Here is a 13,251-nt window from a genome sequence, read left to right as displayed (position 1 = left end):
CCGCTCCACCATCTACCGCAAGATTACCGAGGGCTCATTCCCACCCCAGATCAGGATCAGCGTTCATGGCTCCGGCTGGCGCGAATCCGACATCAACCGCTGGATTGACGATCCAGTCGGATGGCGGCCGGAACGCGAATTCGATCGGGTCTCATAAAAAACAGCCCTTCATCTCCTATTGCACCCGATTCTACGATCGAGCGAAAAACGCTCTGCCATTTTACAAATTGGCCCTGCATCCTGCTGGGATGACGCGCGCCAGAACGAGGGCAGTGGTTGATCGGGTATCGCAGTGCGCGAGCTCGAGAGAAATCGATCCTGCTCTGATCAAGTTTGTTGAAGCACTTGCAATTGCCGACGCTAGACGCGATCATCTCTTTGATAGCGTGCGTCTGAGGAAAAATCATCTCGATGCCGCCAGCGAGAAGTGCATCAGCAGTGGTGTTCGAGATGAAATCCGCCGCGATCTATGCTCGGTTCTCGACCGAGCTTCAAAACGAAAAATCGACTGAAGATCAGATTGCTCTGTGCAGAGCCTATGCGGTACGTCATCAACTCAATGTCGTTGCGACTTTCGAGGACAAGGCTCGTTCTGGTGCTTCTGTATTCGGCCGCGACGGCTTGATGCAGCTTATGGATGCTGCGCGCCAACAACGTTTTACCGTTGTCATTGTCGAAGCTTTGGATCGGCTTTCACGTGACATGGAGGATCTAGCCGGCATTCACAAGAGGTTGTCTTTCCAGGGGATCGAAATCCAGGCCGTCCACGACGGCACGGCCGACTCGATCTTGATTGGAATTCGCGGCCTCGTCGGCCAGATGCAGCGCGAGGATGGAGCAAAGAAGGTCCGGCGCGGCATGGCTGGTGTGATACGCGACGGTCGACATGCGGGAGGGCGTGCTTACGGATATCGAACGGTGCCCGGCAAACCCGGCGAACTCGAAATCGTCGAAGGCGAAGCTGCGATCGTTCGACGGATTTTTGCGGCATATGCCGCGGGACGGCCACCCCGAGAGATCGCGCACGATCTCAATCGAGAAAACATCCATCCACCGCGGGGTCGGCGATGGAATGCGTCGACGATCAATGGAAACGCCAAGCGCGGGACGGGGCTCATCTTCAACGAACTCTATGCCGGCCATATCATCTGGAACAAAGTCCGGATGGTGAAGGATCCGGATACGGGCAAACGATTGTCTCGCCCGAACCCGCGTGAAGAGTGGCAGAGCATCGATGTGCCTCAACTGCGGATCGTCGAACAGTCCGTTTGGGAACAGGCGCATGCTTTGAAGGCCGAAAGGGGGCGCTTGGCCAGCCACATGAAGCGGCGGACACCGCATCTCCTGTCTGGTCTCCTTCGATGCGGTTGTTGCGGATCCGGGATGTCAGTTCACGACCGTGACAAGACCGGAAAGACGAGGATTCGTTGCTCGGCTGTACGCGAGAGCGGCAGTTGTTCGAATCGCAGGATCGTCTATTTGCGCGACGTCGAACGGCTTGTGCTTAGCGGGATGGTCGAGGAGTTGAAGGACCCGCGGCTGATCGAGACCTACGTGCGCAACTACAACCGTGAGCGAGAGCGGCTTGCGGGGAACGCGTCCGTGGAGCGCATGCGGCTAGAGGCTAAACGTGACCGATTCGAAGGCGAGCGTCAGCGCAATATTGATCTCGTGATCAAGTACGTGATCTCCGAGGAGGATGCCAAGCAACGGATCGCCGAGTTGAAGGAACAGCGGTTGCGCGTCGAGGCGGAGCTGGCTGCCCTCGAAGAGGCCCCTACCCCCATCTCACTGCATCCAGCAACGCTGGACCGCTACATCGAGACCGTCAATGCACTTGCCGACACGATAGCTGGCCACGCCAGCGCGGAGGACGACCGCGGCCCGTTGGTCGCGGACTTCAGGGCGCTTGTGCACAGTGTCATTGTTCACCCGAACGGCCCTTGGCAAGGCTTCGAGGTCGAAGTGAAGGGAAAGTTGGCCGCACTGGTCGGCGGCGGGTTCTTTCCGGAGGCCCGCTATAATAGTGGGTCACACGTGGTAGCGGGGGAGGGACTCGAACCCCCGACCCCAGGATTATGATTCCCGTGCTCTAACCAGCTGAGCTACCCCGCCACGGCGCATGCAAACGCGGGCTCGGTCATCCGCGCCTCGCGAACGCGCGGCATATAAGAAGCAGGCCTCGGGCGTGTCAAGCAAAGCCGGCGCGCTTGCCGAAACCCTGTAATCGTAAAGCTATTTCGGCTGCACGCTGGGATTGCCGCCCGGGCTGCCCGGTGGGGGAATTACCGGCGTGTTGCCGGAATCCGGCGGCGTCGGCGCGCGCATCTCCGGGTCCACCCCGGAAGGGGGACACAGCACGCCGTTCGATTTCGCCAGTTTATCGGCAAGCGGCTCACCGGCCTGCCCGGTCGTGGTCCCCGGTTCGGTGTTGAGCCGCGGATAGGCAGACTGTGCCGCAGGCGCGCAGTTGCTGGCCACAGCGGTCGCGGTCGGCGCCGGCGGCGTCGTTACGGTGGGCGGCGCCTGCGCGACGGCGCCCGACACCGGCAGGATCAATCCGAAGGCAAGGAAAAGCGCATGTTTTGTCATCCCAAGAAAACGGGGACCGGACGCGCTGGTTCCGTGTGCTCCCGGTAAGGATTTTCAGGCCTTCCGATAGCGGATCAGCGAGAAATGTCCCATCGGCGGCATCGGACGGCGCTCGGTCAGGCTCACGCCGCCGTGCCGGGCCGCCCAGTTCACCAGCCGCGCCCAGGGAAATTCTGGGCGCCACCCGAGCCGTCGGGCAAGCGGCGCAAAGGCGAGTTCGAAAGCACGCCGCAGGCCACCCTCGGCGCCGATGTGATTGACGAGAATGAGTTCGCCGCCCGGTTTCAACACACGGATAAAGTCGTCAAGCGTGGCCTCGGGATCCGGAACCGCGGTGATGACATATTGCGCGACCACGGCATCGAAGGAGGAATCCGCGAATGCGAGGTTCCTGGCATCCATCACCGCCAGCATCTCGACGTTGTTCAGCTCCAGCGCGCGAACCCTTTGTTGCGCCTTGCGCAGCATCGGCTCGGAGATATCGACGCCGCACACTTTCGTGGTCGCAGCATAATCCGACAGTGACAAGCCGGTGCCGACGCCGACATCGAGCACCCGTCCGCCGATCCGATCGGCCTCCGCAATCGTGGACCGGCGTCCCTGATCGAAGACTTTGCCGAAGACGAGATCATAGATCGGCGCCCAGCGCCCATAGGCCCTGGCGACCCTCTCGCGGTCGATATCTGTCGCCATGCCCCCGCCTTGGATCGCTATCCGCGCATAGCCTCGACAAGCGGTGGCGTCACGGCTCCCCTCGCCGCCTTGCCGGCCATTCCCTTTGAACTGGCGCTCTGGATAAAGCCGCCGCCGAGTACCCGCGCGCGGCCCGAGGGCGCGTCGTAGAATACGCAGGCCTGACCGGGTGAAACGCCCTCTTCACCGGCGACCAGATCCACCGCATAGCCCTCACCGGTTGCGCGCAGCCATGCCGGCTGCGGGGCGCGGGTCGAGCGGACGCGCACGAAAATCTCCAATCCGGCGCCGACCGCGCGGTCGAGCGGGCCATCACCGATCCAGTTCACATCGCGCAGTTCGACATGATCCATCCGCAGCGCATCGCGCGGACCTACCACGACGCGGCGCTGTGCGGCATCCAGCTTCACCACGTAGAGAGGCGCGCCGGAGGCGATGCCCAATCCACGGCGCTGCCCGACGGTGAAGTGAACGATCCCCTGGTGGGTACCGATGACTCGGCCATCGAGATCGACGATGTCGCCGGGTTCGATCGCATTCGGCCGCAGCCGGCCGATCACGTCGGTGTAGCGGCCGGTCGGCACGAAGCAAATGTCCTGGCTGTCGTGCTTGTCAGCGACTTCAAGGCCAAAACGGCGCGCCAACTCGCGCGCCTCGGGCTTGGTCATGTCGCCCAGCGGAAAGCGCAGATACTGAAGCTGCTCGCGCGTCGTCGCGAACAGGAAGTAGCTCTGGTCACGATCGGCATCCGCTGCGCAGACAAGCGCGCGCTGACCATCCGCCAAAGCACGCGAGGCGACATAATGCCCGGTCGCCAACACCGATGCGCCGAGTTCCCGTGCCGTTTCCATCAAATCGCGAAACTTGATCGAACGGTTGCATTCGATGCAGGGCACCGGGGTTTCGCCGGAGGCGTAGCTCTCGGCGAAATTGTCGATCACCGACTCGCGGAAGCGGCTCTCGTAATCCAGCACATAGTGCGGAATGCCGATACGCTCGGCGACTTTGCGCGCGTCGTGAATGTCCTGGCCCGCGCAGCAGGCCCCCTTGCGATGGGTCGCCGCGCCATGGTCGTAAAGCTGCAAGGTGATGCCGACAACGTCGTAGCCTTGCGACTTCAACAGCGCCGCCGTCACGGAGGAATCCACGCCGCCCGACATGGCAACAACCACGCGGGTGTCCTGGGGACGGCCTTCGAGATCGAGACTGTTACGCATGGTTTTCAAATCGCCGGTGTCACGCACTTTCCGGCCACAAGGGTCATCTTGCTGCGGTCTGGAGGGCTCAGGGCGTTTCTTTGACACCTAAACCCTCGCTCGGGACGGCCGGGAAGCTGCACTCTAATATAGGCCGTATTCGCACGAAGCAATCATCGGCCGGACGAGTTCTCAGCCGACGGCAAATCTTGCCGCCGGGCAGAAAAGACGGGGCTGATAACGGCGGGCAGGAAGCTGCTCAGGCAAATAAGATATTGCAAACGTTAGATATTTTCACGATCCGGAAGTGGCCCGGTCTTTGCTGATTGCTTTCGCGAGTTCCCTCGCCGGAGTCCGTCCTGTGCTCAGTGCTACCCAAGATGCTACAGCCAACGCCGCATTCCAGGCCGCGCCCTCCTGGCTGACTCGCAATCATTCGTCTCCGGCGAACGATCTTTTCGGCAACCTGGTCAGCCAGAATGCACCGAACGAGTCCCCGTCGGCGCCGCCTCCCCCGCCGCCGGTGCAGAACCAAGCGGATGCATCGCCGCCAGCCGACACTGCCGCGCCCGCAAACGACGCCAATAGCGGCGCAAGCGGTACCAACAGCAATCCACCTTCGGCTCCGGCGAACAGCCAGTCCGATGGTGCCGTCAATGACGGGCCGTCGTCCAATTCCAACTCCGACCCGTCTGCCTCTGCAAATGCCAGCAGCGATGGCGCGTCGGCCAACGGGACCAGCCAATCCACAACGGGCACGACGATCCCGGCAAACCCGGGCACATCGAAATCGGCTGGCGATAAATCCAAGAGCAAGGATGCCGGTGGCAAAGCGACCGCAGTGGACGCAACGATCCTCGTCCAGCAGGTCGGCAGTGCTCCGACCACGCCGACGCCGGTTGCGGCTGCGATTTCCGCATCGGCGCCGGCGGCCAATGTGCCGACGACCACGCCCGCCCCCAGTGGCCCCACCGCGCCGCTGGCGATTGCCGCGGCCGCGATTGCCGCCAGTTCGCAGCCGCTTTCACCGCCGCCCGGACCCTCCGTCCAGGGCAAGACTGATCCGGCAACAGCATCTGCGATCGCACCCCACCCAGCAAAAGCCGACATCTCTGCACCTGCCGTGACCGCGATTGCGACCGCGGGCACGCAGGTGCCGACAGACACTTCCGCTCTAACGTCGGCCGTCGCCGCCACCGCCCTCGTCACACCGAAGGCGGCACAAGGAAAAGCGCAAGCAGCGGCTGGGGCAAGCCAGGACTCCTCAACCGCCTCAACATCGACAGATGCGGCGACAACCGACGCTGCGGCGAACCCGGCTCAGAGTGCGGCAGCGGCGCAGGCGCCGATGACGGGCAAGCAGGAGACGTCGAACCCGGCTGTCCAGGGTATGATGGCGGATGCAGCCTCGGCAGGGCCCGCGCCCTCAAATCATGACCATGCTGCGCCAGCATCAGCGACGACCACGCATGCTGTAGCCGACCTGGCCGATCCGTCTGCGCAAGCGTTCGGGCCGGCTCAAGCGCAACTCAACTCGCCATCAAACCTCGCGTCCACCAGCAACCTGACGGCAACGGCCGCGACCAACGCCGCCGTACCCTTGGGCGGGGTCGCCGTGGAGATTGCCGCTAACGTGAAGAGCGGCAAGAGCAGCTTTGAAATCAGGCTCGATCCTGCCGATCTCGGGCGCATCGACGTTCGTGTCCAGATCGACCAGAACGGCCAGGTTACCTCGCACCTGACGGTCGAGAAGCCGGAGACGCTGTCGATGCTGCGGCAGGATGCGCCGCAATTGCAGCAGGCGCTCAACGATGCGGGCCTGAAGACCGACAGCGGCGGCCTGCAATTCAGCCTGCGCGACCAGTCGTCCTCCGGCCAGAACAGCGGCAACGGGAGCAACCCCCATGCCCATCGCCTGATCGTCAGCGATGAGGACGCCGTTCCCGCCGCGGTCGCCGGCCGCAGTTATGGTCGTTCGCTCGCATCGAGCGGCGGCGTCGATATCCGAGTGTGAAGAGTCAAGAGGAGAAGAACATGACGACGACATCAGGAGTAAACACCTCGAGCCCTGTCGTTTCGGGCACGACGCCCGCGTCGAGTTCATCGAACTCCAATTCCGCCGCTGCCGCCAATGCGCTGGCCAACCAGCAGATCGCGGGCAACTTCCAAAGCTTTCTGCAACTGCTGACCACGCAATTGCAGAACCAGAATCCGCTCAGCCCGCTAGACACCAACCAGTTCACTCAGCAGCTGGTCGAGTTCGCCGGCGTCCAGCAGCAGATCAATACCAACGATTCGCTGGCCTCTCTCGTCTCGCTCCAGCAGACCGCGCAATCGAGCCAGGCCTTGCAGTTCGTCGGCAAGACGGCCATCGTCAAGGGCAGCACCGCGGAAATGACGAACAGCCAGGCGACCTGGGAACTCAACATACCCAGCGCCTCAACGGTCAACGTCTCGATCGCCAACAGCTCGGGCCAGACCGTCTACAGCAGCAATTTTGCTGCCAGCGCCGGCAACAACCAGGTGTTCAACTGGAACGGCCTCGGCACCGACGGCACGCAGTACCCTGCCGGCAATTACACGCTCACGGCGACCGCCAAGGACGCCAGCGGCAACACGGTCGGTGTTTCGACCTCTGTCGCCGGCGTCGTCAATTCGGTCGATCTCACCCAGTCGCCGCCCCTTCTGTCGATCGGCGGCCAGACGTTCACGGTCAATCAGGTCGAAAGCATCGTCAATTAGTCATGCGACGCGGCCGCCATGCCGGCCAGGACTTAAGATCAGATTAAGAACGCGCGCCGTATCGCGGTGGCGGGCTGCACATGCGCGGTCATTTTCAAGGAGATTCGTATTGGACCATTGGGTTTAGGTAAATTTTAAGCCGCCGGGCGTAGTTTAATGGCGTCAGTTCAGTGGTTGAGAGTTTGTGAGTACGCCATGACAGAACCCCATCGCCCGAGGGTAAAATACGTCATCGGGCCCGATGGCAGTCCGCTGACCATCGCGGACCTGCCCGCACCCGGAACCAAGCGATGGGTCATCCGTCGCAAGGCGGAAGTCGTTGCCGCGGTTCGCGGTGGCCTGCTGTCCCTCGAAGAGGCTTGCAGCCGTTATACGCTGACCGTCGACGAATTCCTCTCCTGGCAGTTTTCCATTGATCAGCACGGTCTTGCAGGGCTTCGAACCACCCGAATCCAGCAATATCGTCAATAAATCCACCTACGATGGCAATTGAGGAAAATCGGCTTCGCCTCGCGAGGCCGATTTTTTCAATTTTGGCACTTTCACGCCAGGCCTTAACCATCGTTAACCATATCGAAACCATACCGTAGGCAATAATTGCCCAGTGGTCCGATCCCGGGTTGGGACCGAATCTAAGGGGCGGTTGGTTTGCAGGGTCTCGTAAGCTTTCTGAGGGGCTTGGGCGCTTCGCGGCTGATGGCGATGGTGGCGGTGACGGCCGCACTGATCGGCTTCTTCGCATTCGTCATCATGCGCGTCACCACGCCGCAGATGACTACCCTCTTCACCGATCTCAGCCTCGACGACTCTTCCGCCATCATCAAGGAGCTGGACCGTCAGGCCGTTCCTTATGAACTGCGCAACGACGGCGCCATCATCATGGTGCCGAAGGACAAGGTCACGCGGCTGCGCATGAAACTCGCCGAAAGCGCCCTGCCCAAGGGCGGCGGCGTCGGCTACGAGATTTTCGACAAATCCGACGCGCTCGGCACCACCAGTTTCGTCCAGAACATCAATCATTTGCGCGCGCTTGAAGGCGAACTGGCGCGCACGATTCGCGCTATCGATCGCATCCAGGCCGCCCGCGTCCATCTGGTTCTCCCCGAACGTCCGTTGTTTGCACGTGAGACCCCCGAACCGTCCGCCTCGATCGTCGTGCGGGTACGCGGCAGCCTTGAGCCGCAACAGATCCGGGCGATCCGCCATCTGGTTGCTTCCGCCGTCAACGGGTTGAAGCCGCAGCGGGTGTCGATCGTCGACGAAGCGGGCCAGTTGCTGGCCGACGGCGCGGCCGGGCCTAACGACAACAGCATCGGCGACGAGCGGCGGGTGGCGTTCGAGAAGCGGCTGCGCAGCGAGGTCGAGGCGATCGTGTCGTCGGTGGTCGGCGCCGGCCGCGCCCGCGTCCAGCTCTCGGCCGACTTCGACTACAACAAGATCACCGAGACTTCCGACAAGTTCGACCCCGAAGGCCGGGTACTGCGGTCAAGCCAGACCCGCGAGGAATCCAGCGCCACGTCCGAAAACAACGGACAGGTCTCCGTCGGCAACGAGTTGCCGGGCGCGCAGCAGACCAACAACACGCCGGTCGCTCGCGACCAGAGCAAGAAGACCGAAGAAACCAACAATTACGAGATCTCGCGCACGACCAAGACCGAGGTGACCGAGGCTGGACGGGTCAACCGCATCTCGGTCGCCGTGCTGGTCGACGGCATCTATACCAAGAACGACAAGGGCGAGATGGTCTATCAGGAGCGCAGCAAGGAACAGCTCGACCGGATTTCGGCCCTGGTGCGTTCGGCCATCGGCTTCGACCAGAAGCGCGGCGACCAGGTCGAGGTCGTCAATCTGCGATTTGCCGAAGCACCCGCGGTCGCACCGCTGGAGCCGCCGGCGGGGCTGCTCGGCATGCTGCAATTCACCAAGGATGACGTCATGTACGTCATCGAGCTCGGCGTCATGATGCTACTCGGCATCGTGGTGCTGTTCATGGTGGTCCGCCCGCTGGTCAAGCGCATCATTGCCGACGAGCCCGCAGCGCCGGCCGCTGAAGCAAAACTGCCGGCCATCGTCGATGGCAGCGGCGCGCAGGCCGCCGCCCCGGCCGGCGGTCCAAACCTCGCTCCCGGCGCCAACAACACCGCTACGCTCATCGACGTGGCCCAGGTCCAGGGACAGGTCCACGCCCAATCCGTCCATCGCGTCGGCGAGCTCGCCGAACGCAACCCCAACGAAACCGTAGCCATTATCCGTCAATGGCTCTCCGAACCCGCTGCGTGATTCCGACATGGCCCTGCCGCAAACCAACAACGCCAACGACATTGCCAGCGTGATTTCCTCGCTGGCAGCGCGCCAGGGCAACAAGGCCAAGGGGCCGCCAATCGCGGGACCCAAGCGCGCGGCCATTCTGATGCTGGCGCTCGGGGAGCAATATGGCGGAAAGGTCTGGTCGCTGCTCGACGACGACGAGGTGCGCGAACTGTCGGTGCACATGTCGACGCTCGGCACCGTGGAGGCCGATACGGTCGAGGACATGCTGCTTGAATTCGTATCGCGGATGTCGGCATCGGGCGCCTTGATGGGCAACTTCGACGCCACCGAACGCCTGTTGCAGCAGTATCTGCCGCCCGAGCGGGTCATCGGCATCATGGATGAAATTCGCGGACCTGCCGGGCGCAACATGTGGGAGAAGCTTTCCAACGTCCAGGAAGAGGTGCTCGCGAACTACCTCAAGAACGAGTACCCGCAGACGATTGCGGTCGTGCTCTCGAAGCTCAAGCCCGAGCATTCCGCGCGGGTGCTTGCGATCCTGCCTGAAGATATGGCGCTCGACGTCATTAACCGCATGCTGAAGATGGAAGCGGTTCAGAAAGAAGTCATCGAGCGCGTCGAGCAGACGCTGCGGGTCGAATTCATGTCGAACCTGTCGCAGACCAGGCGGCGCGATGCCCATGAGGTGATGGCTGAAATCTTCAACAATTTCGACCGTCAGACCGAAACGCGCTTCATCACCTCTCTGGAGGAGGAAAACCGCGAATCGGCCGAGCGCATCAAGGCACTGATGTTCACCTTCGACGACCTGATCAAGCTGGACTCGGGATCGGCGCAGACTCTGATGCGCAACGTCGACAAGGACAAGCTTGCCGTTGCGCTGAAGAGCGCCAACGAGGAGGTCCGCGCGTTCTTCCTCGGCAACATGTCGTCGCGCGCCGGCAAGATGCTGCTGGACGACATGGCGGCGATGGGCCCGGTGCGGCTGAGAGACGTCGACGAGGCGCAGGCGCTATTGGTGAATCTGGCCAAGGATCTCGCGGCAAAAGGCGAGATCACGCTCACCAAGAACCGCGCTGACGACGAGCTGGTGTACTGATGGCTTCCCCGGCGAAATTCCTGTTCGACACCGACTTTGCGGCTCCCGTCCGCGAGCGTTCCGCAACGCCGGCCGAGGTCGCCCAGAAGGTCGCCGAAGCCGAAGCCCGCGCCTATCGTAACGGCTACGATAGCGCGTTGCGCGAAGCCAAGGTGGAAAGCGATCGCCGTTCGGCAGCCGCGCTTCAGGAGATCGGCAACGCCATCAACGCCATTGCAGCCCGGTTCGCCGGTATCGAAAGCCGGATGGAGACCGAAGCGGTCGACGTCGCGGTTGCGGTCGCGCGCAAACTCGCCGACGAGCTGATTGCGCGAGAGCCGCTCGGCGAAGTCACGGCGCTGATCGCCGACTGTTTTGCCCAGCTCGTTTCGACACCGCATATCGTGATCAGAATAAACGAAACTCTTTACGAAGCGGCCCACTCCCACATCGAGGCGCTTGCGAAGCAGAGCGGCTTTGCCGGCCGGCTGATCATCCTGGCCGAGCCGAACATTGCGGCAGGCGATTGCCGGATCGAGTGGGCGGACGGCGGCGTCGTTCGGGAGCGCGCCGCGATCGAAGCCAAGATCAACGAACTTGTCGGGAGCTATATCGCATCCCGGAACCAGGTCTGAACGGACCTTGAGAGGAATGAGCCATGAGTGACACGGAGGGACAGGTACCGCTCCCGGATCTGAACGCGGCCGACGCGCCGGCGATGACCGATGTCGCCTACAGCGAGGACGAGAACGCGGCCCGCGTCGCCGCCGACCTCGAAGCGGTGTTCGACGTGCCGGTTCAGGTCTCGGCGGTTCTCGGCCGCTCCAAGATGGAAGTCGGCGACTTGCTCAAGCTGGGGCCCGGCACCGTTCTCGAACTCGATCGACGCGTCGGCGAGGCAATCGATATTTACGTCAACAACCGCCTTGTCGCGCGCGGCGAAGTGGTTCTGGTCGAGGACAAGCTCGGCGTGACGATGACGGAAATCATCAAGGCTGAACGCAACTAGGCTCATATCAATCAAGGCGCGCCGGAACGGCACGGACAGACCAACAGGAGATTACCATGCGGCTTCTTATCGTTGGCACCCTGAAGGGGCAGCTCACAACGGCGACCAAGATCGCGATGGACAACGGCGCTTCGGTCACGCACGCGGAGGACAACGAACAGGCGATGCGTGTGCTGCGCGGCGGCAAGGGCGCCGACCTGTTGCTGGTCGACGTATCGCTCGACATTCGCGATCTCGTCATGCGGCTTGAGGCCGAGCACATTCATGTGCCGATCGTCGCCTGCGGCATCTCCAACGACGCGCGGGCGGCGGTGGCAGCCATCCATGCCGGCGCCAAGGAATACATTCCGCTGCCGCCCGACCCGGAGCTGATCGCCGCCGTCCTCGCGGCTGTGGCCAACGACTCGCGCGAACTGGTCTACCGCGACGACGCCATGGCCAAGGTCATCAAGCTCGCCCAGCAGATTGCAGGCTCGGACGCCTCCGTCATGATCACGGGCGAGTCCGGCACCGGCAAGGAAGTGCTGGCGCGTTATGTCCACACCCGCTCCAACCGTGCCAAACGGCCGTTCATCTCGATCAATTGCGCGGCGATCCCCGAGCACCTGCTGGAATCCGAACTGTTCGGACACGAGAAGGGCGCCTTCACCGGCGCCGTTGCACGTCGCATCGGGAAGTTCGAGGAAGCCACCGGCGGCACGCTGTTGCTCGACGAAATTTCGGAAATGGACGTGCGGCTGCAGTCCAAGCTGCTTCGTGCGATCCAGGAGCGCGTAATCGATCGCGTCGGCGGCACGCGGCCGGTTCCGGTCGACATTCGCATCATCGCGACCTCCAACCGCAACCTCGCCGACGCGGTGCGCGAAGGCACCTTCCGCGAAGACCTGCTGTTCCGCCTCAACGTCGTCAACCTGAAGATTCCGCCGCTGCGCGAGCGGCCGGCGGACATCCTCGAGCTTGCGCAGCACTTCGCCAAGAAATACTCCGACGCCAACGGCGTTCCCTTAAGGCCGCTTTCGTCCGAGGCGCGCCGCGTGCTCACCGCCAACCGCTGGCCGGGCAACGTCCGCGAGCTCGAAAACACCATTCATCGCTCGGTGCTGATGGCGCAGGGCGACGAGATCGGCGTCGAGGCGATCATCACGCCGGACGGCGACCGCCTCGATACGCCCAAAATCGCTCCGGCGGTAGCGCATGCAACTTTCGCTGCCGAACAGGTGACCCGTGCGCTGGTCGGACGCACCGTGGCGGACGTCGAGCGCGACCTGATCCTGGAGACGCTGAAGCATTGCCTCGGCAATCGCACCCATGCCGCCAATATCCTCGGCATCTCGATCCGGACGCTGCGCAACAAGCTCAACGAATATGCCGACGGCGGACTCCCGATCACGCCGCCCAACACGAGCGGCGAATATCCCCGCATGCCGGCGATCGGATAAGACTCAGACAGACTGAGGCAAATGGCCGGCCATTTGCCTTGTGCGTGGGACCGGCTCAATACTGCCCAGCTCTGGGCTCCCGGGCTTGCGGAAGATATGGATGGGATCGCCGGGCACAAACGTGCGTCCGGTGAGCGTCACATAGGCGTAAAGCGCGAGGTAGGCCATGGCGAGCGCGCCGACCGCGTAGAACAGCCAGGTGGCGGCGCGCTTCATCGGCCGAGGCCGCCG

The 13,251-nt window shown here is 62.7% G+C and carries 16 protein-coding genes and 1 tRNA gene; 11 read left to right on the top strand and 6 right to left on the bottom strand.

The window, feature by feature from the left end:
* From NEZ08_RS20755 to NEZ08_RS20745, 3 genes are all read left to right on the top strand, one after another.
* Nucleotides 1–157, top strand: a 157-nt coding sequence (locus NEZ08_RS20755; protein ID WP_298111121.1) for an AlpA family transcriptional regulator, incomplete at its 5' end; no start/stop codon positions are given.
* 115 nt (nt 158–272) lie between these two features.
* Nucleotides 273–512, top strand: coding sequence for a hypothetical protein (locus NEZ08_RS20750; protein WP_298111115.1), 240 nt, complete (start codon nt 273–275; stop codon nt 510–512).
* A complete protein-coding gene (locus tag NEZ08_RS20745) occupies nt 412–2,082 on the top strand; it encodes a recombinase family protein (protein WP_367278442.1) in 1,671 nt (556 codons plus the stop codon). The genes NEZ08_RS20750 and NEZ08_RS20745 overlap by 101 nt, the downstream gene beginning before the upstream one ends.
* On the opposite strand, the gene NEZ08_RS20740 is transcribed toward NEZ08_RS20745, so the two are convergent.
* The 5 genes from NEZ08_RS20740 to NEZ08_RS20720 form a co-directional block, all read right to left on the bottom strand.
* Nucleotides 2,039–2,115, bottom strand: a tRNA-Met gene (locus NEZ08_RS20740). The two genes, NEZ08_RS20745 and NEZ08_RS20740, sit on opposite strands and share 44 nt — an antisense overlap.
* 120 nt (nt 2,116–2,235) lie before the next feature.
* Nucleotides 2,236–2,592 carry a hypothetical protein gene (locus tag NEZ08_RS20735; RefSeq protein WP_298111111.1) on the bottom strand — a complete coding sequence of 119 codons (357 nt, stop codon included), beginning with the start codon at nt 2,590–2,592 and terminating at the stop codon, nt 2,236–2,238.
* A gap of 54 nt (nt 2,593–2,646) precedes the next feature.
* Nucleotides 2,647–3,285: a class I SAM-dependent methyltransferase gene (locus NEZ08_RS20730; protein WP_298111109.1), complete on the bottom strand. Its 639-nt coding sequence runs from the start codon at nt 3,283–3,285 to the stop codon at nt 2,647–2,649.
* Between the two features lie 17 nt (nt 3,286–3,302).
* A complete protein-coding gene (gene mnmA, locus NEZ08_RS20725; protein WP_298111106.1) occupies nt 3,303–4,502 on the bottom strand; it encodes a tRNA 2-thiouridine(34) synthase MnmA in 1,200 nt (399 codons plus the stop codon).
* A 411-nt stretch (nt 4,503–4,913) separates the two neighbouring features.
* Entirely contained in the window at nt 4,914–5,648 is a 735-nt protein-coding gene (locus tag NEZ08_RS20720; RefSeq protein WP_298111104.1) for a hypothetical protein, read from the bottom strand.
* 181 nt (nt 5,649–5,829) lie between these two features.
* Between NEZ08_RS20720 and NEZ08_RS20715 the strand changes: the two genes are divergently transcribed.
* From NEZ08_RS20715 to NEZ08_RS20680, 8 genes are all read left to right on the top strand, one after another.
* A complete protein-coding gene (locus NEZ08_RS20715; RefSeq protein ID WP_298111102.1) occupies nt 5,830–6,495 on the top strand; it encodes a flagellar hook-length control protein FliK in 666 nt (221 codons plus the stop codon).
* Between the two features lie 20 nt (nt 6,496–6,515).
* Entirely contained in the window at nt 6,516–7,223 is a 708-nt protein-coding gene (locus tag NEZ08_RS20710) for a flagellar hook capping FlgD N-terminal domain-containing protein (RefSeq protein WP_298111100.1), read from the top strand.
* A gap of 195 nt (nt 7,224–7,418) precedes the next feature.
* Nucleotides 7,419–7,694 carry a DUF1153 domain-containing protein gene (locus NEZ08_RS20705; protein ID WP_002714638.1) on the top strand — a complete coding sequence of 92 codons (276 nt, stop codon included), beginning with the start codon at nt 7,419–7,421 and terminating at the stop codon, nt 7,692–7,694.
* A gap of 177 nt (nt 7,695–7,871) precedes the next feature.
* Entirely contained in the window at nt 7,872–9,503 is a 1,632-nt protein-coding gene (gene fliF, locus NEZ08_RS20700) for a flagellar basal-body MS-ring/collar protein FliF (RefSeq protein WP_298111098.1), read from the top strand.
* Nucleotides 9,504–9,510: 7 nt separating this feature from the next.
* Entirely contained in the window at nt 9,511–10,593 is a 1,083-nt protein-coding gene (gene fliG / locus NEZ08_RS20695) for a flagellar motor switch protein FliG (protein WP_298111096.1), read from the top strand.
* The gene (locus NEZ08_RS20690) at nt 10,593–11,207 is read left to right on the top strand and encodes a FliH/SctL family protein (protein WP_298111094.1); all 615 of its coding nucleotides are present in this window, start codon (nt 10,593–10,595) and stop codon (nt 11,205–11,207) included. The genes fliG and NEZ08_RS20690 overlap by 1 nt, the downstream gene beginning before the upstream one ends.
* Nucleotides 11,208–11,230: 23 nt before the next feature.
* On the top strand, nt 11,231–11,581 hold the full coding sequence (fliN, locus tag NEZ08_RS20685; RefSeq protein WP_298111091.1) for a flagellar motor switch protein FliN: 351 nt from the start codon (nt 11,231–11,233) through the stop codon (nt 11,579–11,581).
* A gap of 56 nt (nt 11,582–11,637) precedes the next feature.
* On the top strand, nt 11,638–13,020 hold the full coding sequence (locus NEZ08_RS20680) for a sigma-54-dependent Fis family transcriptional regulator (RefSeq protein ID WP_298111089.1): 1,383 nt from the start codon (nt 11,638–11,640) through the stop codon (nt 13,018–13,020).
* 3 nt (nt 13,021–13,023) lie between these two features.
* Here NEZ08_RS20680 and NEZ08_RS20675 read toward each other — a convergent pair whose 3' ends face one another.
* Nucleotides 13,024–13,236, bottom strand: a complete 213-nt coding sequence (locus NEZ08_RS20675) for a hypothetical protein (protein ID WP_298111124.1) — start codon at nt 13,234–13,236, stop codon at nt 13,024–13,026.
* Nucleotides 13,237–13,251: the final 15 nt, after the last annotated feature.

Origin of the sequence: Bradyrhizobium sp. (assembly GCF_027451485.1) — a bacterium.
Lineage (GTDB): Bacteria > Pseudomonadota > Alphaproteobacteria > Rhizobiales > Xanthobacteraceae > Bradyrhizobium.
The sequence above is the reverse complement of the archived record's forward strand: the minus strand, read 5'-3'. Positions and strand labels throughout refer to the sequence as shown.